This window comes from Streptomyces sp. NBC_00582, assembly GCF_036345155.1.
Taxonomy (GTDB): domain Bacteria; phylum Actinomycetota; class Actinomycetes; order Streptomycetales; family Streptomycetaceae; genus Streptomyces.
On the sequence record NZ_CP107772.1, the window covers coordinates 8,940,684 to 8,965,570 of the forward strand.

Annotated in this window: 28 protein-coding genes and 1 riboswitch; of the genes, 14 read left to right on the forward strand and 14 right to left on the reverse strand. The window is 72.8% G+C overall.

Annotation, left to right across the window (positions count from 1 at the left end; translation table 11 throughout):
- Position 1: 1 nt before the first annotated feature.
- Complete coding sequence (locus OG852_RS40530) at positions 2–793, reverse strand: ABC transporter ATP-binding protein (protein ID WP_133915250.1); 792 nt, start codon at positions 791–793, stop codon at positions 2–4.
- Positions 794–914: 121 nt separating this feature from the next.
- Between OG852_RS40530 and OG852_RS40535 the strand changes: the two genes are divergently transcribed.
- A complete protein-coding gene (locus tag OG852_RS40535) occupies positions 915–1,157 on the forward strand; it encodes a toxin-antitoxin system HicB family antitoxin (protein WP_133915249.1) in 243 nt (80 codons plus the stop codon).
- 4 nt (positions 1,158–1,161) lie between these two features.
- Positions 1,162–1,536, forward strand: a complete 375-nt coding sequence (locus tag OG852_RS40540; RefSeq protein ID WP_133915248.1) for a fic family toxin-antitoxin system, toxin component — start codon at positions 1,162–1,164, stop codon at positions 1,534–1,536.
- 13 nt (positions 1,537–1,549) lie between these two features.
- On the opposite strand, the gene OG852_RS40545 is transcribed toward OG852_RS40540, so the two are convergent.
- Together OG852_RS40545 and OG852_RS40550 are read right to left on the reverse strand one after the other, a co-directional pair.
- On the reverse strand, positions 1,550–2,224 hold the full coding sequence (locus OG852_RS40545) for a class I SAM-dependent methyltransferase (RefSeq protein WP_133915247.1): 675 nt from the start codon (positions 2,222–2,224) through the stop codon (positions 1,550–1,552).
- A 102-nt stretch (positions 2,225–2,326) separates the two neighbouring features.
- A complete protein-coding gene (locus OG852_RS40550) occupies positions 2,327–3,013 on the reverse strand; it encodes an esterase/lipase family protein (protein ID WP_133915246.1) in 687 nt (228 codons plus the stop codon).
- A gap of 115 nt (positions 3,014–3,128) precedes the next feature.
- Between OG852_RS40550 and OG852_RS40555 the strand changes: the two genes are divergently transcribed.
- A complete protein-coding gene (locus OG852_RS40555; RefSeq protein WP_330350480.1) occupies positions 3,129–5,582 on the forward strand; it encodes a helix-turn-helix transcriptional regulator in 2,454 nt (817 codons plus the stop codon).
- 87 nt (positions 5,583–5,669) lie between these two features.
- Here OG852_RS40555 and bioD read toward each other — a convergent pair whose 3' ends face one another.
- From bioD to bioB, 3 genes are read right to left on the reverse strand one after another with little or no spacing between them, the layout of a single operon-like run.
- A complete protein-coding gene (bioD, locus tag OG852_RS40560; RefSeq protein ID WP_330351582.1) occupies positions 5,670–6,392 on the reverse strand; it encodes a dethiobiotin synthase in 723 nt (240 codons plus the stop codon).
- A 2-nt stretch (positions 6,393–6,394) separates the two neighbouring features.
- Positions 6,395–7,684, reverse strand: coding sequence for an adenosylmethionine--8-amino-7-oxononanoate transaminase (locus OG852_RS40565; protein WP_330350481.1), 1,290 nt, complete (start codon positions 7,682–7,684; stop codon positions 6,395–6,397).
- A complete protein-coding gene (bioB, locus tag OG852_RS40570; protein WP_133915243.1) occupies positions 7,677–8,888 on the reverse strand; it encodes a biotin synthase BioB in 1,212 nt (403 codons plus the stop codon). The genes OG852_RS40565 and bioB overlap by 8 nt, the downstream gene beginning before the upstream one ends.
- Positions 8,889–9,036: 148 nt before the next feature.
- Between bioB and OG852_RS40575 the strand changes: the two genes are divergently transcribed.
- A complete protein-coding gene (locus OG852_RS40575) occupies positions 9,037–10,164 on the forward strand; it encodes an 8-amino-7-oxononanoate synthase (RefSeq protein ID WP_133915242.1) in 1,128 nt (375 codons plus the stop codon).
- Positions 10,165–10,212: 48 nt separating this feature from the next.
- Here OG852_RS40575 and OG852_RS40580 read toward each other — a convergent pair whose 3' ends face one another.
- Together OG852_RS40580 and OG852_RS40585 are read right to left on the reverse strand one after the other, a co-directional pair.
- Positions 10,213–10,458, reverse strand: coding sequence for a DUF397 domain-containing protein (locus OG852_RS40580; protein WP_133915241.1), 246 nt, complete (start codon positions 10,456–10,458; stop codon positions 10,213–10,215).
- Between the two features lie 9 nt (positions 10,459–10,467).
- Positions 10,468–11,328, reverse strand: a complete 861-nt coding sequence (locus OG852_RS40585) for a helix-turn-helix domain-containing protein (RefSeq protein ID WP_133915240.1) — start codon at positions 11,326–11,328, stop codon at positions 10,468–10,470.
- A 213-nt stretch (positions 11,329–11,541) separates the two neighbouring features.
- Between OG852_RS40585 and OG852_RS40590 the strand changes: the two genes are divergently transcribed.
- Complete coding sequence (locus OG852_RS40590) at positions 11,542–12,024, forward strand: ATP-binding protein (protein WP_133915239.1); 483 nt, start codon at positions 11,542–11,544, stop codon at positions 12,022–12,024.
- A 49-nt stretch (positions 12,025–12,073) separates the two neighbouring features.
- Here the strand turns inward: OG852_RS40590 and OG852_RS40595 are convergent, their stop codons facing one another.
- The 3 genes from OG852_RS40595 to OG852_RS40605 form a co-directional block, all read right to left on the reverse strand.
- Positions 12,074–12,547, reverse strand: coding sequence for a C40 family peptidase (locus OG852_RS40595; protein WP_133915238.1), 474 nt, complete (start codon positions 12,545–12,547; stop codon positions 12,074–12,076).
- 3 nt (positions 12,548–12,550) lie between these two features.
- A riboswitch (cyclic di-AMP (ydaO/yuaA leader) is annotated at positions 12,551–12,730 on the reverse strand.
- A 372-nt stretch (positions 12,731–13,102) separates the two neighbouring features.
- Complete coding sequence (locus tag OG852_RS40600; protein ID WP_330350482.1) at positions 13,103–13,408, reverse strand: hypothetical protein; 306 nt, start codon at positions 13,406–13,408, stop codon at positions 13,103–13,105.
- Between the two features lie 4 nt (positions 13,409–13,412).
- The gene (locus OG852_RS40605; RefSeq protein ID WP_133915236.1) at positions 13,413–14,039 is read right to left on the reverse strand and encodes an ATP-dependent Clp protease proteolytic subunit; all 627 of its coding nucleotides are present in this window, start codon (positions 14,037–14,039) and stop codon (positions 13,413–13,415) included.
- A 73-nt stretch (positions 14,040–14,112) separates the two neighbouring features.
- Here OG852_RS40605 and OG852_RS40610 point away from each other — a divergent pair, with 73 nt between their 5' ends.
- Positions 14,113–14,415 (forward strand): type II toxin-antitoxin system Phd/YefM family antitoxin, encoded by a 303-nt coding sequence (locus tag OG852_RS40610; protein ID WP_133915235.1) that lies wholly within the window; start codon positions 14,113–14,115, stop codon positions 14,413–14,415.
- Positions 14,416–14,490: 75 nt separating this feature from the next.
- Here the strand turns inward: OG852_RS40610 and OG852_RS40615 are convergent, their stop codons facing one another.
- Positions 14,491–15,480, reverse strand: a complete 990-nt coding sequence (locus tag OG852_RS40615; protein ID WP_133915234.1) for an ABC transporter permease — start codon at positions 15,478–15,480, stop codon at positions 14,491–14,493.
- 125 nt (positions 15,481–15,605) lie between these two features.
- Between OG852_RS40615 and OG852_RS40620 the strand changes: the two genes are divergently transcribed.
- From OG852_RS40620 to OG852_RS40655, 8 genes are all read left to right on the forward strand, one after another.
- Positions 15,606–16,235, forward strand: coding sequence for a TetR/AcrR family transcriptional regulator (locus OG852_RS40620; protein ID WP_133915233.1), 630 nt, complete (start codon positions 15,606–15,608; stop codon positions 16,233–16,235).
- Positions 16,236–16,366: 131 nt separating this feature from the next.
- Positions 16,367–16,669 carry an urease subunit gamma gene (locus OG852_RS40625; RefSeq protein WP_037782101.1) on the forward strand — a complete coding sequence of 101 codons (303 nt, stop codon included), beginning with the start codon at positions 16,367–16,369 and terminating at the stop codon, positions 16,667–16,669.
- Between the two features lie 14 nt (positions 16,670–16,683).
- The gene (locus OG852_RS40630; RefSeq protein ID WP_133915232.1) at positions 16,684–16,995 is read left to right on the forward strand and encodes an urease subunit beta; all 312 of its coding nucleotides are present in this window, start codon (positions 16,684–16,686) and stop codon (positions 16,993–16,995) included.
- Positions 16,988–18,709, forward strand: a complete 1,722-nt coding sequence (locus OG852_RS40635; RefSeq protein ID WP_133915231.1) for an urease subunit alpha — start codon at positions 16,988–16,990, stop codon at positions 18,707–18,709. Before OG852_RS40630 ends, OG852_RS40635 begins: the two co-directional genes overlap by 8 nt.
- 13 nt (positions 18,710–18,722) lie before the next feature.
- Complete coding sequence (locus tag OG852_RS40640) at positions 18,723–19,397, forward strand: urease accessory UreF family protein (RefSeq protein WP_133915230.1); 675 nt, start codon at positions 18,723–18,725, stop codon at positions 19,395–19,397.
- 116 nt (positions 19,398–19,513) lie between these two features.
- Entirely contained in the window at positions 19,514–20,191 is a 678-nt protein-coding gene (gene ureG / locus OG852_RS40645) for an urease accessory protein UreG (RefSeq protein ID WP_133915229.1), read from the forward strand.
- Position 20,192: 1 nt separating this feature from the next.
- Complete coding sequence (locus OG852_RS40650; protein ID WP_330350483.1) at positions 20,193–20,951, forward strand: urease accessory protein UreD; 759 nt, start codon at positions 20,193–20,195, stop codon at positions 20,949–20,951.
- A gap of 141 nt (positions 20,952–21,092) precedes the next feature.
- The gene (locus OG852_RS40655) at positions 21,093–22,691 is read left to right on the forward strand and encodes an alpha/beta hydrolase (RefSeq protein ID WP_208117261.1); all 1,599 of its coding nucleotides are present in this window, start codon (positions 21,093–21,095) and stop codon (positions 22,689–22,691) included.
- A 62-nt stretch (positions 22,692–22,753) separates the two neighbouring features.
- Here the strand turns inward: OG852_RS40655 and OG852_RS40660 are convergent, their stop codons facing one another.
- Together OG852_RS40660 and OG852_RS40665 are read right to left on the reverse strand one after the other, a co-directional pair.
- The gene (locus OG852_RS40660; RefSeq protein WP_133915227.1) at positions 22,754–23,476 is read right to left on the reverse strand and encodes a lysophospholipid acyltransferase family protein; all 723 of its coding nucleotides are present in this window, start codon (positions 23,474–23,476) and stop codon (positions 22,754–22,756) included.
- Between the two features lie 107 nt (positions 23,477–23,583).
- Positions 23,584–24,825, reverse strand: a complete 1,242-nt coding sequence (locus OG852_RS40665) for a PP2C family protein-serine/threonine phosphatase (protein WP_133915226.1) — start codon at positions 24,823–24,825, stop codon at positions 23,584–23,586.
- Positions 24,826–24,887: the final 62 nt, after the last annotated feature.

Genomic DNA, 24,887 nt, shown 5'->3' on the forward strand with positions numbered 1-24,887 from the left:
GTCAGTCCTCCTCGGGTGCGGTGCCGTCGCCGGACGCGCGACCGACGTCGAACCGCTTCATGCGTTCGAGTACGGCGTCCGCCGTAGGCCGCTCCATCCGATCCACTATCCGGCCGTCCGCCAGGAAGAGGACCAGGTCGGAGTGGGCCGCGGCGCCCGGGTCGTGGGTGACCATGACGACCGTCTGGCCGAGCTCGTCCACCGCCTGGCGCAGGAACGCGAGAACCTCCAGACCGGCCCGTGAGTCCAGGTTGCCGGTCGGCTCGTCCGCGAAGATCAGCTCGGGCCGGGAGACCAGCGCCCGGGCGCAGGCCACCCGCTGCTGCTGTCCGCCGGAGAGCTGGGACGGCCGGTGCTTGAGGCGCTCGCGCAGCCCGAGCGTGTCGACGACCTGGTCCAGCCACTTCTCGTCGGGCTTGCGGCCCGCGATGTCCATGGGCAGCGTGATGTTCTCCGCCGCGTTCAGCGTCGGGATCAGGTTGAACGACTGGAACATGAACCCGATCCGGTCCCGCCTGAGCCGGGTCAGCTCCCGCTCCTTCAGGCCCGTGATCTCCGTGTCGCCGAGCCAGACCTGGCCGGCCGAGACGGTGTCCAGCCCGGCCAGACAGTGCATCAGGGTGGACTTCCCGGACCCCGAGGGCCCCATGACCGCGGTGAACCGGCCCCGGGCGATGCTCACGTCCACCGAGTCCAGTGCCAGCACCGCCGTCTCGCCGGAGCCGTACGCCTTGGTGAGTGCCTGGGCTCGGGCCGCGATTCCGTCGGGTGTGGACAAGGCCGCTGTGGACAAGACTGCCTCCTCGCTCGCGTGGACCGTGCCGAGAGTAGTGTGACCCGGCGCACAGCCGGTATCTCTTTTCGATTCCGGCGCGCCCTTGCCCCGCTAGCACCCTCGCGCTAGCGTCGAGGGTATGGCGAAGACCCAGCTGAACGTACGCGTCGACGAGGGCACGGCCCGCGCCGCGCGCGAGCGCGCCACGGCACGCGGCATGAGCGTCAACCGCTACATAGAGGAGCTGGTCAGACAGGACGCGGGCGAGGTGGGTCACACCTTCGTGGAGGCCGCCGCCGACTTCATGAAGCAGTACGAGAGCGTCTTCGCCGAGGAATTCGGCGCGGACCGTGAGGGCACTGTGCCGGAAGGCCGCCGCTGATCCCTTGAGCGACCTCCGTATCGATCTCGCCTGGCTCCTCATGCTCGCCGAACAGCAGACCCCGGGCGACCCCCAGGTCACCGACTGGGGCGCCCTGATCGCCGCCGTGGCCCGCCACCAGGCCGAGATATTCGACGTCCCCGTCTACACCGACCCCCCGGCCCGCGCGGCCGCGCTGCTCCAACTCCTCATCCACGTCCCGGCCCTGGAGCGCTCCAACGCGCTGTTCGCCTGCGCGGTCGCCTACGCCTACCTCGTGGCCAGCGGACTGAAGGTGGCCACCTCACCCGAACAGGTCCGGGATCTGGCCCGCCTGGTCAAGACCGGCGAGGCATCGGTGGCCGACATCGCCCAGGAACTGCGCCAGTGGAGCCTGTGAGGACGCCCCGCGCCTAAACTTTGCGGGCCGTGCCGAGGACGCCGTAGGAGAAGGGGAACCTCGGCCCCTTCTCCGGCAGGAGTATCCGCCGGTACGGGCCGAGTTCGAACCCGGCGGCGCGCAGGGCGCCGACCGTGTCCCGGGTCAGATGGCAGCCACCCGCCAGGGACGGCCAGACCGTGCGGTCCAGGGCGCGCTGGGTGGCGCGCATCGCCCGTCCGCCGCCGGGGCCGTGTTCGAGGAACCGCAGCTCACCGCCGGGCCGCAGCACCCGCCGCAGCTCGGCGAGCGCGCGCGGCACGTCCCGCACACTGCACAGCACCAGCGAGACCACCGCCGCGTCGAACGCCTCGCTCTTGACCGGCAGCGCCTCCGCGACACCGGGCACCAGGTCCACCGGCACCCCGGCGCGCAGCGCCGCCTCCAGCGCCAGCTTCCGCATCCGGCGCTCCGGCTCGATCGCGACGACCTCCGAGACGGCACCCGGATAGTGCGCGAAGTTCAGTCCGTTGCCCGCGCCGATCTCGATGACCCGCCCGGCGAGCCCGGCGAGCAGCCGCTCCCGCACACCGGCGAGACCGGCCCGGCTCTCCGCGGCCGTACCGAGCGCGGCGTAGAAGCGGGCGAACAGCGGGTGGTGGACGGGGTCACCGGGCACCCGGCCGGAGCCGGCGGACCGTATCGGCATGACGACCTCCCGGGCAGGACGGGCCTCCCCGGGATTCTCCCCCGTGGGGAGCCGTCGCACCCCCGCTGTCCTTCACACGGGTGTCACCGGCTCACGCCGGGGTCACTGGATGAAGTCGCGCACCTGCTCGTAGACGCCGTGGTCGTTGTTCATGTCGTCGTGCGAGATGCAGCCGACGCCGACGTTGGTGGCCCCGCTCAGCAGCGCCGAGGAGTCGGGGTCGATGGCGGCGTCGCAGTTCGACCAGTACGTGGCGTAGCTGACGCTGCCCGGCGTCTCGTCACCGGAGTTGAGCGCGGTGAGGAACGAGCTGCCGGTGACCATCTCCGCGCAGGAGGTGTACAGCCAGGAGCACCAGGCCGCCACCGACGTACCGTGGTTGACGCCCGCGACGGACACGAAGTCGTCCACGTACGACGTGCCGCCGAGGTTCTTGAGGTAGTAGCGGGAGCTGAGGGCTCCCATCGAGTGGACGACCACGTCGACCTTGCTCGCGCCGGTTCTCGCCAGCACGTTCTTGATCTCGGTGGCCAGCTGGGAGGCCGTGGTGGCGTTCGACTGGGACCAGCTGTAGGTCCACGCGTCCAGCTCGGCGGCCGTGTAGCCGTCGGCCTTGAAGTCGGCGACCCAGTCGTTCCAGCTGCTGGAGGAGCTGCTGATGCCGTGTACGAAGACGATGGGGTTGTGGGTCGCGGCGTGGGCGGTGGGGGCGGAGAACGACAGTGACAGAAGGAGCGAAGAGGCCGCGGCCGTGAGGACCGTGGCGATGCGACGCCTGGCGCGCTGCATGATGCCTCCTGAAACGGGTGGGGTTGCCAGGAGTGTCCGACCAGGTCTACGCGCGCCGCATCGGTGAAATCGCCGGTCTTTACTGTTCAAGTAACCCGCCAGTAACGTCAATTGCGTGGTGACTCCTGTAAACCCCCCACGTCTCGACGGCACTTCGCCACCGCCGCTCGCGGACCCGTGGCCGCGCCCCGCCGCGTCCCTCCCCGAGGGCGTGCGGCTGCGCGTGCTGCGTCTCGTATACGGCGACCCCCGTGCCGCCGCCGAACTCGCGGCGCGGCTCACCGACCGTCAGGCGGCCGGTCTGGACCCCCTGCCGACCGACCCGGCCGACCTCGCCCCCGGCCTGCTGCACGGATACCGCCGGGAGATCCGCGCCCTGCCCGACGACACCCGGCTGCTGCTGCTCCTCGCCGCCGCCGACCAGTACCCGGTCGCCACCCACGCCTTCCTGCGCGCCGTGGCCGCCGCCCGCCTCGACACCCGCCCGCTGGAGGCCGCCGAGACCGCCGGGATCGCGTACGCCACGGCCGGCGGGGTCGGTTTCCGCGATGCCTGGACCCGGATCGCCGTCTACGAGACGGCCGCACCGGCCGACCGGCGCGACGCCCACCGGCTGCTCGCCCGCGTCCTGCACGACGACACCGAACTGCCCCGCCGCTCCTGGCACCGGGGTGCGGGCGCGCTCGGCCCCAGCGGGCGGCTCGCGGCCGAGCTGACAGTCGCCGCCGACCGGGCCCGCCGGGCCGCCGACCCCGCCCTCGCCGCCGCCCTCACCGAACGCGCCGCCGCGCTGCGCACCGACCCCCGCGCACAGGCCCGCCTCCTCGCCCGCGCGGCGGCCGACGCCTGGAACTCCGGCGACGCCGACCGCGCCCGCACCCTCGCCGCCCGCACCCACACCGACGCCCTCACCGGCATCCTCGCCCTACGCTCCGGCCAGGCGGGCGAGTCCTTCGACGCCCTCCTGGCCGGCGCCCTGCGAGCGGCTCCGGCCACCACCGCGCTCGGTCGCGGGGGGCCCGCCGGAGCCGACGCCACGTCCTCGCCCGAGCGTGCCGCCCCCACGGACGTCGGCGGGACCGCCCCGCCCGGGCGCGTGGGGCCGACGGGAGTCCCCGCCGCGACCTCGCCCGGTCTCGCGGGACCTGCGGGGGGCGATGTCAGGCCCTCGCCCGGGCTCGCCCCGCCTGTGCCTTCCGGCAGTCCTGAGCCCACGGGTTCCGGCCCCGCGCCCGGTCACCCCCGCCCCGCCGTCGCGCAACCGTCCCTCCCCTTCGCCCGGCATCTGCTGGCCCGTGCCACCGAGGCCGCCGTCTACACCGGTGATCTGCGGCGATGTAGGGAAGTGGTCGCCGTCGCGCGGCGGCTGGGTGTGGAGCCGCCGGGGGTGCTTCCCGCTCTCGCCGCCGCCGTCGACGGGCGATACGGGGACGCCCGGGACCTGCTGGAGGCGACCGCCGGCCGGTGCGGGCCGGGTGGCGACCCCACCGGGCTCCTGCACGCCGGAATCGCCGCCCTGATGCTCGGCGATCACACCCGCGCCGCCACCGCCACCGTCCGCGCGGCCGCCGCGGCGAGGGCCCGGGGCCTGACCGCGAGCGTCTCCCAGGCGATGGAGTTCCGCGCCTACGCCGACTTCTGGACCGGCCGCCCCCGCGCCGCCGAGGCCGCCGCGCTGGACGCCCTGCGCCAGTCGTACGCCACCGGACAGGACAACGGCGCCTGCCATCTGCAGGCCGCCCTCGCGATGTTCGCCGCCCTCACCGGCGACGGCGAGCTGTGCCGGGAGCGGGCCGCGACAGCCCGCTCCTACGCCCTCGCGCACGGCCTCGGACTACCCGCCGCCCTCGCCCAGTGGGCGCTCGCCTTCCTCGACCTCGGCTCCGGACGCTACGGCGCCGCCGCGGCCCGGCTGCGCGCCCTCGCCGCCTTCGGCCCCGGCCACGGTCACCGCGCCGTCCGCCATCTCGCCACCCCGCACTACGTCGAGGCCGCCGTACGCGCCGGCGACACCCGCGTCGCCCGCGCCGCCCACGCCGACTACGACCGCTGGGCCCGCGCCGTCCGCAGCCCCGACGACCTCGCCCTCAGCGCCCGCTGCCGGGCCCTGCTCACCCCCGGCGCCGAGGCCCTCGACCACTACCGCACCGCCCTCGACCTGCACGCCGAGGGCACCCGCGCCTTCGAACGGGCCCGTACGGAACTGCTGTTCGGCAGCGCCCTGCGGCGGCTGCGGCGCCGCGCGGAGGCCCGGGACCGGCTGCACAGCGCGCGCGAGGCCTTCGAGTCCTTCGGGGCGCCGCACTGCGCGGAGGCGGCCCGTGCGGAATTGCGCGCCCTCGGGGCGCCGGCCGGTCCGGCCCGGGGCGCCGAGCCGCCGACCGGCCGGCTGACCGCCCAGCAGTTGTTGGTCGCGCGGATGGCCGCGGAGGGCGCCACGAACCGGGAGATCGCCGCGCGGCTCGCGCTCAGTCCGCGGACCATCGACCACCATCTGCGGGGGGTTTTCACGCGGCTCGGGATTCGGTCCCGGATCGAGCTGGTACGGCTGCTTTCGGAGGTCGAATGAGTGTGCGGCTGGGTGGGGGGCGCTGGTCGCGTCCACGCGCGGAGCCGCATATCGACACAGCCCCGCGCCACACAGCCCCGCGCCGCTTCAGGGAGTTGCCGTTGCCCTCTCCCGGAAAGCCGACGCCTCCCACCTGCCGTCCAGGCGTGGGGCCAGCCAGCCCGGTGCCGCCGCGCGGAAGCCGGTGGGCGACAGTGCGCCCACGCCCATCGGCAGGGCGCCCAGCAGTGGTGCCCCGGCCACCTCCGGCAGGTCCGTGACGTTGCAGCGCATCGCCAGGTCCGGGGAGTCGGGCCAGCCGCCGATCACCACGCCCAGGAGTTCCACGCCCCGGGTGCGCAGTTCGCGGGCCGTCAGTTCCGTCGTGTTCAGGGTGCCCAGGCCCGCCGAGGCCACCACCAGGACCGGCGCCCGCAGCGTCTGGGCCACGTCGGCCAGCGTGCCGCCCGCCTCGTCGAACCGGACGAGCAGTCCGCCCGCCCCCTCGACGAGCACCAGGTCGTGCTCCGTGGCCAGCTTCTGGGCCGCCTCGACGACGTCGTACGGCCGTACCGGGGGCAGCCCCGCCCGCCGCGCCGCCGTCGCCGGGGCGAGCGGCTCGGGATAGCGGGCGCACTCGGCCGTCGTGACCGGTCCCGCGAGCCGCGCGATCTCCTCGGCGTCCCCGGGCTCGTCCGGCCGTACACCGGTCTGCGCGGCCTTCAGGACGGCGACCGTACGGCCCACCGCGAGCGCGGACGCGGCGACGGCCGCCGTGGTGACGGTCTTGCCGACCTCCGTGCCCGTGCCCGTGATCACCAGGATCGGCATGTTCATCCCTCCCGCGCCGCGGCGCACACCGCGCGCGCGATCCGTGCCACGTCCGTGTCCCCGGTGACGTACGGCGGCATCGTGTAGACCAGGTCGCGGAACGGCCGCAGCCAGACGCCCTCCCGCACGGCCGCCGCGGTGGCCGCCTTCATGTCCACCGGATGGTCCAGTTGGACGACTCCGACGGCGCCCAGGACTCGTACCTCCCGGACCCCGGGGAGGCCGGCGGCCTCCGCCAGCCCGTCCCGCAGCCCCGTCTCGATCCGTTTGACCTCCGCGAGCCAGTCCTGACCGAGCAGCAGCCCGATCGAGGCGCAGGCGACGGACGCGGCGAGGGGATTGCCCATGAACGTCGGGCCGTGGGCCAGGACCGGCACCTCGCCCCGCGAGATCCCGTCGGCCACCCGGGAGGTGCACAGCGTCGCCGCCATGGTCAGATAACCGCCGGTCAGCGCCTTGCCGACGCACATCACATCCGGCGTCACCGCCGCGTGCTCCGCCGCGAACAGCGCACCCGTGCGCCCGAACCCGGTCGCGATCTCGTCGAACACCAGCAGCACGTCGTGCGCGTCGCACGCCTCGCGCAGCACCCGCAGATACGCGGGGGAGTGGAAGCGCATCCCGCCCGCGCCCTGCACCACCGGCTCCACGATCACCGCGGCCAGTTCGTCCGCGTGTTCTTCGATCGCGGCGCGCAGCCGATCGGCGTACGTCTCCTCGTACTCGGCCGGTGGCGGGTCCACGAAGACCTGACGGGGCAGCACCCCGGTCCACAGGTCGTGCATGCCGCCCTCGGGGTCGCACACCGACATCGGCTGCCAGGTGTCACCGTGGTAGCCGCCGCGCCAGGTCAGCAGGCGCTGCTTCCCACCCCGGCCGAGCGAACGCCAGTACTGAAGGCACATCTTCACGGCGACCTCGACCGACACCGAACCGGAGTCGGCGAGGAAGACGTGCTCGAGGCCGTCGGGAGACATGTCGACAAGGAGCTTCGCCAGCCGGACGGCGGGCTCGTGCGTGAGCCCGCCGAACATGACGTGGCTCATCCGGCCGAGCTGCTCGCGCGCGGCCTCGTTGAGCACCGGGTGGTTGTAGCCGTGGATCGCCGACCACCAGGACGACATGCCGTCGACCAGCTCGCCCGAGCCGTCCGCGAGGCGCAGCCGCACCCCGCTCGCCGACTCCACGACGAGCGGGTCCACCCGGCCGGGCATCGGACCGTACGGGTGCCAGACGTGCCGCCGGTCCAGTTCCAGCAGCTCGGCGACGGGCAGTGCGGGCAGCTCAGGCATTGGGCGCGAGGTCGGTACCGGCGCCACGACGGCGTACGGCGACCAGGTCCGTACGGGGCTCACCGGCCGGGGCGGCGGCAGCGGCCGTACCGCACACCGAGCCCCCCTCGTGCGCACCGCAGCCGGAGCCGCAGCCCGCGTCCGCGTGCGAACCGCAGCCCGCCTCGGCGTGCGACCCGCACCCGCCCGCGCCCGCCGTCGCCCGGTGCTCCGGGAGGGTGATCTCGCCCGCGCCCTCCACCTCGAAGCCCGCGTCCGCGATCATCTCCAGGTCGGCCTTGCCGGCCTGGCCCTCCGTGGTGAGGTAGTCACCGAGGAAGATCGAGTTGGCCAGGTGCAGCGCGAGGGGCTGCATCGTACGGAGATGGACCTCGCGGCCGCCGGCGATGCGGACCTCGACGTCGGGGCAGACGAACCGGACCATCGCCAGGATCCGCAGACAGCGCTGCGGGGTGAGGTTCCACTCCTTGCCCAGCGGGGTGCCCTCGACCGGGATGAGGAAGTTGACCGGCACCGAGTCGGGGTCCAGCTCGCGCAGCGAGAAGACCACGTCCACGAGGTCCTCGTCGCTCTCGCCCATGCCGGCGATCAGACCGGAGCAGGCCGACAGCCCCGCCGCGTGCGCCTTGGAGACGGTGTCCACCCGGTCGGCGTACGTGTGGGTGGTCGTGATGTCCCCGTACGTCGCCTCGGAGGTGTTGAGGTTGTGGTTGTAGGCGTCCGCGCCCGCCTCGCGCAGCCGCTCGGCCTGGCCGTCGGAGAGCAGTCCCAGGCAGGCGCACACCTCGACGCCCTCGTTCTGGTCCTTGATCGCCTTGATGGTCTCGGAGACCCGGTCCACGTCCCGGTCGGTCGGACCGCGCCCGGACGCCACCAGGCAGACCCGCTTGGCCCCGCCCGCGAGCCCGGCCGCCGCGGCCCGGGACGCCTCGTCGGGCTTGAGCCAGGTGTACTTCAGGATGCCGGTCGTGGAGCCGAGCCGCTGGGAGCAGTACGAGCAGTCCTCGGGGCACAGGCCCGACTTGAGGTTGACGAGGTAGTTGAGTTTCACCCGCCGGCCGAACCAGTGCCGGCGCACCTTCCCGGCCGCGGCCACCACGTCCAGCACGTCGTCGTCGGAAGTGGCGAGGACGGCGAGCGCCTCCTCGCGGGTCGGCAGCTCGCGCCGAAGCCCCTTGTCCACCAGCGTGTTCAGCAGGTCCATGAGAGCCGATCCTGTCCTACGGACCCGCCCCGGGCCAAGGTAGGGATCACACAACACACCCGGTTCGACGTGTGGGTATTGCCACACCGTGGGTAGCGGTCCGTGACGCTAGGGTCTGTCCGCTACCTACAAAAGCCCCGGAGGAGCCATGGCGTTCGGCTGGATCGACGAACAGGCGCGGGCGCGCCGACGGGCCGGACTCGTACGGACGCTGCGGCCCCGTCCGGCCGACTCCCCGCTGCTCGATCTCGCGAGCAACGACTACCTGGGCCTGTCGCGCCATCCGGAGGTCAAGGAGGGCGCCGCGACGGCCGCGCGGACCTGGGGCGGCGGGTCGACCGGCTCCCGGCTGGTCACCGGCACCACCGAACTGCACACCGAGCTGGAGCGGGAGCTGGCCGGGTTCTGCGGGTTCGAGGCGGCGCTCGTCTTCTCCTCCGGGTACGCGGCGAACCTCGCCGCGGTCACCGCGCTGGCCCCGCACGGCTCGCTGATCGTCTCCGACGCGGGCAACCACGCCTCGCTCATCGACGGCTGCCGGCTGGCCCGGGGGACCACCCAGGTCGTGGCGCACGCGGACCCGGAGGCCGTCCGCAAGGCGCTCGGCACCCACGACGGTCCCGCGGTGGCCGTCTCCGACACGGTCTTCTCCGTCGACGGCGACGCCGCCCCGCTGGCCGCCCTCGCGGCCGTCTGCCGGGAGCACGGTGCCGGGCTGGTGGTGGACGACGCCCACGGCCTCGGCGTGCTCGGCGACGGCGGCCGGGGTTCCGCGTACGCGGCGGGGCTGGCCGGCGCCGAGGACGTCGTCGTCACGGTGACGCTGTCGAAGTCCCTCGGCAGCCAGGGCGGGGCCGTACTGGGGCCCGCGCGGGTGATCGACCACCTGGTCAACGCGGCCCGAACCTTCATCTTCGACACGGGCCTCGCCCCCGCGGCGGCGGGCGCGGCCCTCGCGGCGCTCCGGCTGCTGCGCCGCGAGCCCGGGCGGGCGGCACGCGCGCGTGCGGTGGCGACCGAACTGCACGACCGGCTGACGGCCGCGGGCCTGGAGGCGGTGCCTCCGGACGCCGCGGTCGTCTCCGTGCGTGCGCCGTCCCCGGAGGAGGCCGTGCAGTGGGCGGCGGACTGCCGGTCGGCGGGCCTCGCCGTGGGCTGTTTCCGTCCTCCCTCCGTGCCCGACGGCATCTCACGTCTGAGGCTGACCGCCCGCGCCGACCTCTCCGGGGCCGAGCTGGATCGCGCTGTACGGGTCATCGGGGAGACACGACCATGAGTCGGCGTGACACGGCCGTGGGTCGCCCCTGCTGACGGATGACGGTGATCAGCGGAACGCGGCGGTGAAACCCGACCAGCTCTCGGGGGAGAAGAGCAGGGCGGGGCCCTCCGGGTCCTTGGAGTCGCGTACGGCGAGCAGCCCGGCGTGGGGCCCGAGGGCCGGCCGGGCCGTTTCCACGCAGTTGTTCGCTCCGGTGCTGTGGCTGCTGCGCAGCCACCGCACCTGGGGCAGGGCGTGGGGATCGGTGCTGCGAGGTACGGTCCGAGGTACGTTCCGAGGCAGAGCAGTCATGGTGCCTCCCTACGCGCCGTCAGCTATCGCGGCGATGTATTCCAGTGATTCCCCGGGCGAAAGGGCATGTGCCCGAAGGGCGTTGAAGGCCTCGGTGTAGGCCTCGAGGTCTTCTTTCCGTTCGAGATAGAGGCTACTCGTCAAGTGGTCGAGAACAACCACATCCAAATCAGGAGCGCTCGAAAATGAGAAGATAACGAAAGGCCCGGTGACGCCGATATGGGCACCGGCCGCGAACGGCAGGACCTGCAGCCGCACTTGGGGCAGTCGCGCCGCCTCCATCAGCCGGGCGAGCTGGTGCTCCATGACCTCGGGGCCGCCCACCTCCCGCCGCAGCACCGCCTCGTCCAGCACCGCGCTCAGCCTGAGCGGCGGCTGCCGGCGCAGCACGTCCTGGCGGGCGATCCGCACCTCCACCAGCGTGTCGAGCTGGTCGTCGCCGGCCCCCTCCACCGCCGCCCGGGTCACCGCGCGCGCGTACGCGGCCGTCTGGAGCAGCCCCGGCACCACGGTCGTCTCCAGCGTGCGCATCGCGCCGGCCTGCGACTCCAGGCTGATGAAGTCCCGGTAGGCGGCCGGCAGGACCCCGCGGTAGGCGTGCCACCAGTGGTCCCGGCCGCCGCTCTCCTCGGAGCCGGCCAACGCCGTCATGAGGTCCCGCAGTTGCGGGTCGGTCACACCGTAGGCGTCGAGCAGTAACCGCACATCGGCCGGTTTCGTGCCACTGGTGCCGGTCTCGATCCGGCTCACCTTGGACTGGTGCCAGCCGACGAGCCGGGCCGCCTCACCGCTCGTGAGTCCCGCCCGCGCGCGCAGACTGCGCAGTTCGGCGCCCAGCTTCCGGCGGCGCACCGCGGGACCGTGCTGCATGGGCTCCTCCTTACTCCTTATGGGCCGTCCGAAAACGCTCTGCCGTGGCAGAGTTCACCGCATTGAGCGACAGATATATGCATATCTTGGTGGATCGACACCCGTGACGGGCGTGCTGATGGCAGTCTGGCGAAGAAGCACCGGTCCGGGACCGTACTCGAACCATCCGCAGCGTGTCGGACTCCGGTCCCGTGGGAAAGGGACGAGGTCGTCATGGCAGACCATCTGGAAGCATCCGTCACTCTGCCGAGCGATCCCGCCTCGGTCTCCACGGCCCGCCGCTTCGTGGCCGACGCACTCGGCGAGTGGGGCCTGCCGGCGGACACGGAGGCGGCCGACACCATCCTGCTGATCGTCTCCGAACTCGCGACCAACGCCGTGCAGCACACCTTCGGACAGTCCCCCACCTTCACGGTGGGGCTGGTGCTCGACCGGGACGAGCGGCTGCGCATCGGCGTGACCGACAGCCACCCGCGCTTCCCGAAACGACTGCCGGCCGCCGTCCAGCAGGACAACGGCCGAGGCATGGTGATCATTCGCTGGCTGACCGCCGAGCGCGGCGGCAGGCTCGGAGTCCGCCCCACACGGGAGGGCGGCAAGACGGTCACGGTCGAGCTGCCGTGGTCCGTCCCGACGGCGGAGCCGGTGGCGGGCGCCGCGGCGACCGTGCCGCCGGGCGAGCTCCCGGGGCGGTGAGGACGCGTCAGGGACGCCACCACCACCCCGGGAAGCGGTGCCCGGGCGCCTAGCGGACCCGGCCGTACCAGACGCTCTTGGTCCAGATCTTCTCCAGCTTGACCCAGCTGCCGGTCTTCGGCGAGTGCCAGATCTTGCCGTGCCCGGCGTAGATCCCCACGTGGTACACGTTCGACCCCGAGTGGAAGAACACCAGGTCGCCGGCCTTACGGCTGGAGGCGGAGATGTGGCGGGTCTTGTTGTACTGCTGCGCCGCCGTGCGCGGCAGGGTCTTGCCCGCCTTCTTGAACGAGTACATCGTCAGACCCGAGCAGTCGAACCTCTTCGGTCCGGCGGCCCCGTACTTGTACGGTGCACCCTTCTTGGACGCGGCGACCTGGAGCGCCTTCGCAGCCGGCGTGGCGGCCGCGGCGTCGGCGGCGACGCCCGGGATCACGATCGAGCCGCCCACGGCGGCGATGGCGAACGCGGAGGCCGTACCGGCCCGGGCCATGAGCGACGGGACACGATTGAGCGCAGTCATGCGCAACCCTTCGTCAACCGCCTGTGAAGGATGACCTGTCGGATTCGGGCTGACAAAGGTGCCCGGCCGCTCGCGCGGCTTCACCCCAAGGGCTGCTCGACCCGGTCATGGTGTGACCGTGCCGGCGACCCGTCGTGCTTGGGTCCTCCACTCCTGCCGATGCACTCCTGTCGACGGGTCAATCCGGGCAGCGGCAGGACTCGGCGTCCGCCCGGACCGCCCCGCCGCTTGTGGCGGGGACTTGTCGTCAGACACGGATCTTGACTCACCGTTGACCGAAAATCCCAATGGAACCGGCCGTTTGTGGGCTTACTCACCACTCACCCGTTCGGGTGGACACCCTGATGGGGGATCAGGTGTCAAGGCCGCCAAAGGCCCCCCGACCTGCGCCGCTTCCCCCTGGGTCACCCCGGAAAACGGCGCCTTCGGCACAATGCGCTCGCCCGCAAGAGGAGCGGCCGCTACGCCGAACGGGGGTAACCCGACTGGTCCGTTTCAAGTCCCGCCCGGACGTCGCGTTCACGTCGGTGACGTCCCGGACCGGACGAGCGTGCGTCAACTGTCGGAGAGCGGGGGCACCGTGACGCGCGCGGTGCGGCGCTCCCCGTCCAGGACGCGCAGCGCCCGCGCGAGGGTCGGCGCGTGCAGCTCGCTCTCGCCCCGCTGGTGCATCAGCGTCAGCGCGTCCCGCAGCTCCGCCGCCCTCGCCACCAGCGCCTGGGCGGCCCTGAGGCCCCGATAGGTGTCACCGTGGTGCGCGGGATTGATCCGCCCCAGCAGATCCACCACGTCCAGATAACGGTCGATCAGCTCGGCCTCCGCGCGGGTGAGCGCGGGCAGCGGCGGCAGCTCGGGAACCATCGGCTCACCTCGCCCCGGAGAGGTCGCGACGGCTCGGGACGACCCCGTCCACCAGGCCGTACTCCACCGCCTGAGCCGCGGTCAGGATCAGATCCCGCTCGATGTCCTCGGTCACCTGTTCGGGGGTGCGTCCGGTGTGGCGTACGAGCATCTCCTCCAGCAGGTCACGGGTGCGGGCGAGCTCCTCGGCCTGGATCGCCAGGTCGCTCGCCTGTCCCTCCACGGGCTCGGGCAGCGCCGGCTGCCGGACCACCATCCGGGCACCCGGCAGCGCGAACCGCTTGCCCGGTGTGCCCGCCGCCAGCAGGACCGCCGCGGACGAGCCGGCCTGGCCCAGGCAGGTCGTCTCCACGTCACAGGTGACGTACCGGAGCGTGTCGTAGATCGCGGTCATCGCGCTGAAGGAGCCGCCGGGGGAGTTGACGTACAGCGCGATGTCCCGGTCCGGGTCCTTGTGCTCCAGGTACATGAGCTGGGCCATCACGTCGTTGGCCGCGATGTCGTCGACCGGCGTCCCGAGGAAGACGATCCGCTCCTCCAGCAGCTTGGAGTACGGATCCATCGTGCGGTGTCCGAAGCTCGTGCGTTCCGTGAACTCGGGCAGCACGTGGCGGGCGGACGGTCGGGTCATGGGAAGCCCCTCCTTCGACGTCTGGCGCATCTGTAAAAAATGTACAGGACGTACGTGACGTTAGAATGGGGTCATGGCCTACGAGATTCCGGTGACGCAAGCCAGGGCTGAACTCGCCGACCTGATCAACCGGGTGGTGTACGGCGGTGAGCGCGTCGTGGTGACGCGGCACGGCAAGCCCCTCGTCGCCCTGGTCTCCGCCGCCGACCTGGAGCGACTCGACGCACTGGACCGGCCCGTGGAGGAGCCGGTGATCAGCTCGGTCTCCGCCGTGCGCGAGGTCGGTTCCGCTCCTCGCCAACGGCACCGGTTCGGCATCGCCGCGGAGCACCGGGGCGGGGCCGCAGCCGAACACCGGGGGCCGAACCCGTCGTAGGCGCACGCCTCGTGGACACGGCGAAGGCCGCGCACCACCGGGGTGCACGGCCTTGCGGGAGGCGAAGGGCTCGGGTCAGGCGACGAGCGCGGGTTCGCGCCGCTCGGTGGCCGGCCCCGCCGGGGACGTGCGCGCCTTCAGCTGGGCGCCCAGCACCACCGCGCCGAGCCCGACCGCGGCCCACCACACCAGGGTGAGGGCGGGGCCGGTCGCCGCCGCGCCGTCGAAGAACGACACCGAGCGCAGCAGGGTCGTGCCCGCGCCCGGCGGCAGCCACTGGCCGATCACCCCGGCGGGCTCGGGCAGCATCCGGGGGGCCGAGGGCGCCCCGGAGAACGGGTTGCCGAGGAACATCACCAGGAACGACACGACGCCGATCCCCGCCGGCCCGATCAGCGCGGCGCAGCCGGCCACCGCCGCGGCCACCGCGAGCGTCGACAGCCCCAGCACCGAGGCCTCCGCCCACCAGTCGCCGGTGAGGACGCCCAGCCAGCTGTGCGCCAGAGCCGCCGCGACCAGGCCCACCAGGGCAGCCGCGCCGACCAGGGCGAGCGCCGCGCGCAGCCCGCGCAGCCCCAGGACGGTCACCACCGCGCCCGCGACGATCCCGGCCAGGGCCAGCGGCAGCACACTCGCGTTCAGGGCCGCGCCGCGCGGATCGGCCGCCGGAGCCGGTACCACGTCCACCGTCTTCACCTGGGCGCCCTCGGCGGCCGCCTGCTGGGCGACCGCCTGCTGGAGGAGCTGGGCGACGACCGGGCTCGCGGCCGAGGCCGTCAGCAGTTCGGGCCCCTGGGCGGTGACGACCACCGCGCCGTATACGGCCCGGTCCTCGATGGCGTCGCGGGCGGCGGCCTCGTCGGCGTAGCGGTGGATCTCGAAGGCGCCCTCGTGCCGGGCGAGCTGCTTCTCCACCTGGGCCGTCGCCGCGGCCGGGCCCGCCACGCCGAGCGGCAGGTCGCGGGGCGCGGTGCGGGCGGCGGGCCAGGCGAAGGCCCACAGCGCGACGGCGGCGAGGGTCGGGACGAGCAGGACTACGGCGATCAGTCGCCGGGTGGCGGACATGGCTTCCCCCTGGGGGAGTAGTGGGGCCGGAACTAAAAAGAAGGATCGTTCGTTTTACTTTCGTCCCACGGTGCGCCGCCGGACGCCGCTTGTCAAGAAGGAATGTTCGTTTTACGTTTGCGGTCATGGCACGCGTATCCCAGGCCCACCTCGACGCCCGCCGCCGGCAGATCCTCGACGGCGCCGCGGTCTGCTTCGCCCGCAACGGCTTCCACGCCACGTCCATGCAGGACGTGCTGAAGGAGGTCGACCTGTCGGCCGGGGCGGTGTACCGCTACTTCAGCGGCAAGGAGGAGCTCATCGCCGCGATCGTCTCCGAGGTGCTCGGGCAGGTCCGCGCCTCCTTCGACGAGGCGGCCCGGCTGGACCCGCCGCCGCCCCCGGACGTCCTGGTCGTGGAGGTGCTCGGCCGCACCCTGGCCGCCCGCGAGTCCCTGACCGTCGACGGCAGGCCGGCCTTCCCCCGGCTGGTCATCCAGGTCTGGACGGAGACGTTGCGGAACGAGGACCTCTCGGCCGTCCTGCGCGAGGGCTACGGCTCGGTGCGCGCGGAGTGGGTGCGGATCGTCGAGGCGTACCAGGCCGCCGGGACGATGCGCGCGGACGTGGACCCCGACCACGTGGCCCGGACGATGATCGCGTCCGTGCTGGGCTTCATCGCCCAGCAGTCGCTGTTCGGACCGGCACCGGTGGAGGTGCTCGGCGACGGGCTGCGGGCGTTGATGAGCATGCCGGAGCCGAGGCCGGGGACCTGAGCGGGTCACAGCTCGGTTAACGTGCTCGAAATGCACCCCAACTAGCCTGCCCCTCCACGCCACCAGGGCTTTTCCTCGTGGCTGCGGCAACCGGGCCCCGCACGGCCCGGAGCGAGGATGTGAGGTGGGACGTGCAACTGACCCCGCACGAGCAGGAGAGGCTGCTGATCCATGTCGCGGCCGACGTCGCCGAGAAGCGCCGGGCCCGCGGACTGAGGCTCAACCACCCCGAGGCCGTCGCCCTCATCACCTCGCACATCCTCGAGGGCGCACGCGACGGGCGCACGGTCGCCGAGCTGATGGCCTCCGGGCGCAAGCTGCTCACCAGGGACGACGTCATGGAGGGCATCCCCGAGATGATCCACGACGTCCAGGTCGAGGCCACCTTCCCCGACGGCACCAAGCTCGTCACCGTCCACGACCCGATCGTCTGACGGGGGAGGCCGCCATGATTCCCGGAGAGATCCTCTTCGCCGAGGACCCGATCGTCTGCAACGAGGGCCGCGAGATCACCCTCCTGACCGTCCTCAACGCCGCCGACCGGCCCGTCCAGGTCGGTTCCCACTACCACTTCGCCGAGGCCAACCCCGGTCTCGACTTCGACCGCGCCGCCGCCCGGGGCAAGCGGCTCAACGTCGCCGCCGGCACCGCCGTGCGCTTCGAGCCCGGCCTCCCCGTCGAGGTGGAACTCGTCCCGCTGGCCGGTGCCCGGGTGGTGCCCGGACTGCGCGGGGAGACCGGAGGTGCCCTCGATGCCTGAGATCACGCGTGCCGCCTACGCCGACCTGTTCGGCCCGACCACCGGGGACCGGATCCGCCTCGCCGACACCGACCTGCTGATCGAGATCGAGGAGGACCGCAGCGGCGGCCCAGGGCTCGCCGGTGACGAGGCGGTCTTCGGCGGCGGCAAGGTCATCCGGGAGTCCATGGGCCAGTCGCGCGCCACCCGCGCCGAGGGCACCCCGGACACCGTCATCACCGGCGCCGTCGTCGTCGACCACTGGGGGATCGTCAAGGCCGACGTCGGCATCCGCGACGGGCGGATCACCGCGCTCGGCAAGGCGGGGAACCCCGACACCATGGACGGCGTCCACCCCGACCTGGTGCTCGGCCCCGAGACCGAGGTCATCGCGGGCAACGGGCGCATCCTCACGGCCGGCGCGGTCGACGCGCACGTCCACTTCATCTGCCCCCAGATCGCCGACGAGGCGCTCGCGGCGGGCGTGACCACCCTGGTCGGCGGCGGCACCGGACCCGCCGAGGGCTCCAAGGCCACCACGGTGACCCCGGGCCCCTGGCACCTCGCCCGCATGCTGGAGGCGATGGAGCAGTACCCGCTCAACATCGGCTTCCTCGGCAAGGGCAACACCGTCTCGCAGGAGGCGATGCTCTCCCAGATCCGGGGCGGCGCGCTGGGCCTGAAGCTGCACGAGGACTGGGGGTCGACCCCGGCCGTCATCGACGCCTCCCTGACCGTCGCCGAACGCACCGGCATCCAGGTCGCCATCCACACGGACACCCTGAACGAGGCCGGGTTCGTGGGCGACACACTCGCCGCGATCGCCGGGCGGGGCATCCACGCGTACCACACCGAGGGCGCCGGCGGCGGGCACGCGCCGGACATCATGACGGTGGTCTCCGAACCGCACGTCCTGCCCAGCTCGACCAACCCGACCCGCCCGTACACGGTGAACACCGCCGAGGAACACCTCGACATGCTCATGGTGTGCCACCACCTCAACCCGGCGGTCCCCGAGGACCTCGCCTTCGCCGAGTCCCGGATCCGGCCGTCCACCATCGGCGCGGAGGACATACTCCACGACCTCGGCGCCATCTCGATCATCTCCTCCGACGCCCAGGCCATGGGCCGCGTCGGCGAGGTGATCCTGCGGACCTGGCAGACCGCGCACGTCATGAAGCGCCGGCGGGGCGCCCTGCCCGGCGACGGCCGCGCCGACAACCGTCGCGTACGGCGCTATGTCGCCAAGTACACGATCAACCCGGCGCTGGCCCAGGGGCTGGCCAAGGAGATCGGTTCCGTCGAGACGGGCAAGCTCGCCGACCTCGTCCTGTGGGAGCCGGCGTTCTTCGGTGTCAAACCGCACCTCGTGATCAAGGGGGGCCAGATCGCCTACGCCCAGATGGGTGATGCGAACGCGTCCATCCCGACCCCGCAGCCGATCCTGCCGCGCCCGATGTACGGGGCGATCGGCCGGGCCCCCGCCGCGAACTCCTTCAACTTCGTCGCACCGCTCGCGATCGAGGACGGACTGCCGGAGCGGCTCCAGCTCGGCAAGAGGTTCGTCGCCATCGAGTCCACCCGTGCGGTGACCAAGGCGGACATGCGGGAGAACGACGCCCGGCCGCGGGTCCAGGTCGACCCCGACAGCTTCGCCGTGCACATCGACGGCGAGCTGGTCGAGGCGACCCCGGCGGCCGAGCTGCCCATGGCCCAGCGCTACTTCCTGTTCTGAGGGGCGGGACGTGATGGGCAGGGCAGCACTGCTGGTCCTCGCCGACGGCCGCTTCCCCGCCGGAGGGCACGCGCACTCCGGCGGGGCGGAGGAGGCGGTCAAGGCGGGGCGGATCACCGACGCGGCGAGCCTGGAGGCCTTCTGCCGCGGTCGGCTGCACACGGCCGGACTCGTCGCCGCGGCCCTCGCCGCCGCCGCGGCGGACGGCGCGGACCCGGCCGCGCTGGACGCGGCGGCGGACGCCCGCACCCCGTCCCCGGCGCTGCGGCTGGCCGCGCGGAAGCTGGGCCGCCAGCTCGTGCGGGCCGCCCGCGCGACCTGGCCGAGCGCCGAACTGGACGCCCTGGCACGGGAGTTCCCCAAGGGCGCCCACCAGCCCGTGGTGCTGGGCCTGACGGCGCGAGCGGCCGGACTCGGCGCCGAGGACGCGGCGTACTGCGCGGCGTACGAGAGCGTGAGCGGCCCGGCGACCGCCGTCGTACGGCTGCTGAGCCTCGACCCGTTCGAGGCGACGGCGGTACTGGCCCGGCTGGCCCCCGAGCTGGACCGGGTGGTCGACCGGGCGACGGTGGCAGGCGCCGCCGTACGGACCACGGGCCTCGACACCCTGCCGGCGGCGTCAGCGCCCCTGCTGGAGATCGGCGCGGAGGCGCACGCGGCCTGGCCGGTGCGTCTGTTCGCCTCGTAGGTCTGCCCGTGCCAGGGGGCTGCCGCCCCCCGGACCCCCGCTTCGGCCCTCAACGGGCCTCCTCCTCAAGCGCCGGACGGGCTGAAAGCGTCCGTCCATCTGAAAGGAGCCGTCCCATGCACCTCGACCACTCCCACCCCGGTCCCGCCGCCGTCAGCGCCGACGCCCGTCGGCCCGACGGGGCGCGGCGCGCCCTGCGGATCGGGCTCGGCGGTCCCGTCGGCTCGGGCAAGACCGCCACCGTCGCCGCGCTCTGCCGGGCCCTGCGCGACGAGCTGTCGATCGCCGTCGTGACCAACGACATCTACACCCGCGAGGACGCCGAGTTCCTGCTGCGCGAGGCCGTGCTGCCGCCCGAGCGGATCACGGCCGTGGAGACCGGTGCCTGCCCGCACACCGCGATCCGCGACGACATCTCCGCCAACCTCGAGGCGGTGGAGGACCTCGAGGACGCCGTCGGCCCCCTCGACCTCGTGCTTGTGGAGTCCGGCGGGGACAACCTCACCGCCACCTTCTCCAAGGGGCTCGTCGACGCGCAGATCTTCGTCATCGACGTCGCGGGCGGCGACGACATCCCGAGGAAGGGCGGCCCGGGCGTCACCACCGCCGACCTGCTCGTCGTCAACAAGACCGACCTCGCCCCCTACGTCGGCTCCGACCTCGCCCGGATGGCCGCCGACGCCAAGGCGCAGCGCGCCGAACTGCCCGTGGTGTTCCAGTCGCTGCGCGCCGAGAGCGGTGTGGCGGACGTCGCCGCCTGGGTGCGGGCGCGGCTCGGCGCCTGGACGGCGTGACATGAGCGGGGTGCGCGCCGTCGCCCGGATCGGGGCGACGGCGGACGGCCGCGGGGGTACCGCCCTGCCCGTCCTGGAGAGCGACGGCCCGCTGGCGCTGCGGCGCACCCGGAGCACCGGCCAGGAGGCCCGGGTCGTGCTCGTGGGCGCGATGAGCGGCCCCCTCGGCGGCGACCGTTTCGCCGTCGAGGCCGAGGTCGGGAACGGGGCCCGGCTGACGGTGTGCTCGGCCGCGGCCACCCTCGCGCTGCCCGGGCAGATCAAGGACGCCGCCCACTACGACGTACGGCTCCGAGTCGTGGGTGAGGGCGAACTCAACTGGCTGCCCGAGCCGTTGATCTCCGCGCGCGGCAGCGACCTGTACGTCACCACCCGCGCCGACCTCGACGCCGGTGCCCGGCTGGTGCTCCGCGAGGAGCAGATCCTCGGCCGGGTGGGGGAGGAGCCGGGGCGGCTCACCAGCCGGATCGTCGTCCGCGTGGGCGGGCGGACCGTCCTCGACCAGGAACTGGCCTGCGGGCCCGGCGCCCACGGCGGCTGGGACGGTCCCGCCGTGCTGGCGGGACATCGCGCCGTGGGACAACTGGTGCTCGTAGGGCCGGAGTTCGCCGACAAGCCGGTCTCCGCGCAGGTTCTCGGCGAGCACGCCACGCTGGTTCCGCTCGCCGGGCCCGCCGCCCTGGTGACCGCCGTAGCGCCGGACGGGCTGCGGCTGCGGCGGGTGCTGGACCGGGCGTCGGCCGCCCTCGACCCCCGCTGAGCGGGGCTTTCCTCTCCGGTTATCGGTTATCGGATTGGCAAAGAAGGTCAACGACACCTGTTCTCAGGCACCTCACAGCCGAGAGGATCCCCCTACCGCCGTTTCGCTGTACCGCCACAACAAGGTAGGGGAGAAGCCCACTTGAGGGACATACGACCGAACAGAAGGACCGCTGCGCTCGGTTCGGCCGGCGCGCTCGTCGCCGCCACGCTGATGGCCACGGCGATCGCGGCGCCCAGCGCGAACGCGGCCGGCGGCCGTTCGGGACAGGACAGGGAACAGCGGGGTGCGGCGATCGCCGCGGAGCGCGCCGCCAAGGCCGGCATCGACTGGCAGGACTGCCCGGCCGACTGGGGCCTGGAGAAGCCGATCCAGTGCGGCTGGGTCACCGTGCCGCTCGACTACGCCCGCCCCAACGGCAAGAAGATCAAGCTCGCCGTCGACCGCATCGGCAACACGGGCACCCCGAAGGAGCGCCAGGGCGCGCTCGTCTACAACCCGGGCGGCCCCGGCGGCTCCGGCATGCGCTTCCCACGCCGCGTCACCACCAAGAACGCGGTCTGGGCGAACGCGGCCAAGGCCTACGACTTCGTCGGCTTCGACCCGCGCGGCGTCGGCCACTCCGCGCCCATCTCCTGCGCCGACCCGCAGGAGTTCGTCAAGGCGCCCAAGGCCGACCCGGTCCCGGACACCGAGGCCGACAAGCTCGCCCAGATCAAGCTGGCCCGCGAGTACGCCGACGGCTGCTACGAGCGCAGCGGCGAGATGCTGCCGTACATGACCACGCCGAACACCGTGCGCGACCTGGACGTCATCCGCGCCGCCCTCGGCGAGAAGAAGCTCAACTACCTGGGCGTCTCCTACGGCACCTACATCGGCGCCGTCTACGGCACCCTCTTCCCGGGCCACGTCCGCCGCATGGTCGTCGACAGCGTGGTCAACCCCTCCCGCGAGAAGATCTGGTACGAGGCCAACCTCGACCAGGACGTCGCCTTCGAAGGCCGCTGGAAGGACTGGGAGGACTGGGTCGCCGCCAACGACGCGACCTTCCACCTGGGCACCACCCGCGCCGCCGTCCAGGCGAAGTGGCTGGAGCTGCGCGCCACCGCCAAGGCGCACCCCATCGGCGGTCTCGTCGGCCCGGCCGAGCTGATCTCCTTCTTCCAGGGCGCCCCGTACTACGACTCCTCGTGGATCCCGGTGGCGACGGTCTTCAGCAAGTACGTCGCCGGGGACACCCAGGCCCTCGTCGACGCGGCCGCCCCGGACCTGACCGACACGGCCGGCAACATCGCCTCGGAGAACGGCAACGCCGTCTACACGGCCGTCGAGTGCACCGACGCCAAGTGGCCCACGAGCTGGCGCAAGTGGAACGCCGACAACACCCGGCTCAACAAGGACTACCCGTTCCTGACCTGGGCCAACGCATGGATGAACCTGCCGTGCGCCTACTGGTCGGTCAAGCAGCAGACCCCGGTGGAGGTCAAGACCCACAAGGGCCTGCCGGGCGTGCTGATCGTGCAGTCCGAGCGGGACGCGGCCACCCCGTACGACGGCGCCGTCTCCCTGCACAAGCGGTTCAAGGGCTCCCGTCTGATCACCGAGAAGGACGCCGGTTCCCACGGTGTGACGAGCCTCGTCAACCCCTGCATCAACCCCCGGGTGGACAGCTACCTGCTCACCGGCAAGCTGGACGCCCAGGACGTGACCTGCGCCCCGCACGCCACGCCGAAGCCGTAGGCGACATCCGACAGCGAGGGGCGGCCGGAACTCCGGCCGCCCCTTCGCGCTGTGATCCACCGTCAGCTCAGCGGTATCCGGGGGAACCTGCGCTGCTTCTCCGTCGCCGCGGCCTGCTGCGCCTTCACCACCGCCGCGTACTCGTCGACGTACTCCTGGTCGGACAGCTTCAGGATCGCGTACATGATCTCGTCGGTGACCGCGCGCAGGATCGCCTTCTCGTTCTCCATCCCGGCGTAGCGGGAGAAGTCCAGCGGCTTGCCGAACCGGATCACCACCGGGTGGAGGGTGGGGATCACCTGGCCGGGCGGCTGCGCCTCGAAGGTGCCGATCATCGCGCAGGGGATCACCGGCACCCCGGCCTTCAGGGCCATCACCGCCACCCCGACCTTCCCCTTGTACAGGCGCCCGTCGTGCGAACGGGTGCCCTCCGGGTAGATGCCGAGCAACTCGTCCTTGCTCAGCACGCCGAGCCCCTCGCGGATCGCCGCCTGGCCCGCCTCCTTGCCCGAGCGGTCCACCGGGATCTGCCCCGCGCTGCGGAAGAAGGTGGCCGTGAGTCTGCCCTTGAGGCCCGGTCCCGTGAAGTACTCGGCCTTCGCCAGGAAGGTGATGCGCCGCTTGAGGACCGCGGGCATCAGGAAGTGGTCCGCGAACGACAGATGGTTGCCGGCGACGATCGCCGCGCCCGACTCCGGTACGTGCTCCAGACCCTCGATGCGCGGGCGGAAGGCCAGCCTCAACAACGGGCCCAGCAGGACGTACTTGAGCACGTAGTAGAACAAGGGGTAGCTCCTCACTCCGGTGGATTCCGCGACGGGCGGCCGCGCCACCAGGTTCCTGCCGCCGGTGGCCGCACAGCAAGTCCGGTGCGGGCGTTGTCGCCGCTCCCTCACAGCCGTACGACGACCAGGGCCGTGTCGTCGGTCGCGCCGCCCGGCGGGAGGAGTTCGAGGAGCACGGAGTCGGCGAGGGTCTCCGGGTCCGCGTCCCGGTGCCGGGCGAGGGCCTCGGCGAGACGGCTCAGGCCGGTGTCGATGTCCTCGTGCCGCCGCTCCACCAGCCCGTCCGTGTACAGGACGAGGGTGGCGCCGTGGGCGTAGGCGGTGCACTCCTGCGGCCGGGGCTTGGGGTCCGGGGGAGCGTCGAGCGGCGGGTCGGTGGCCCGGTCGAGGAACTCCACCCGGCCGCCGGGGTGGACGAGCGCGGGCGGGGGGTGCCCGGCGCTGCTGTAGGTGATGGTGTGCCGGTCGAAGTCGATGAACGTGGTGACCGCGGTGGCCGATTCGGCGCCGTCCACGACATGCGCGTACCGGCCGAGCACATTGAGCGCCTCGGCGGGCCCCTCCGCGACCCGGGAGGCCGCGCTGAGCGCACTGCGCAGCTGGCCCATCACCCCGGCGGCCTCCAGACCGTGCCCCACGACGTCCCCGACCGACACCCCGATACGGTCGCCGCCCACCAGGTCGACCAGGTCGTACCAGTCCCCGCAGACGTTCAGCGAGCCGACCGCCGGGCGGTAGCGCACCGCCGCCTGATGGTGGCCGACCTGACGGCGGGCGGGCAGCATCGCCTCCTGGAGGGCGAGGGCCACCTCGCGCTCGCGGGCGTGCGCCTGCCGCAGCCGCTCGTTGAGCTCCTGCAGTTCACGGGCGCGCGTGTACAGCTCCGCCTCCAGCACCCGGGTCCGGCTGCCGGGACCGTCCGCACCCCGCGCGCCACGGGCCCGGATCAGCTCGGTGACCTCCTCGACGCGGTGCACGACGAGCACCACCGACCCGTCGGGTCCGACCACCGGCGCGTTGACGGGGCTCCAGTACCGCTCCTCCCACTCCCCGGGCCGCTCGGGGTCCTCGACGTCGTAGCGCTGCAGCGCCATCGCGTCCCGTTCGCCGGTGGCGATCACCCTGCGCAGCGAGGCCTCCAGATTGCGCACCCCGCTCGCGCCCGGGTCGTTGGGGTTGTCCGGGAACACCTCGAACAGATGGCGGCCGATCATGTGCTCCCGTCTTCGGCCCGCGACGCGCAGGAACTCCTCGTTGACGTCGGCGTACCTCAGCTCGGGCGTCAGCAGCGCCACCATGCCGGGCAGGGACTGGAACACCGCCGCGTAGTCGATCGCCGTGTCGTTCATGGCTAGCGCCCCATCTGCCGGTTCTGCGTTATTTTCGCACGGGGCGCGGCGGACGGAGGCGC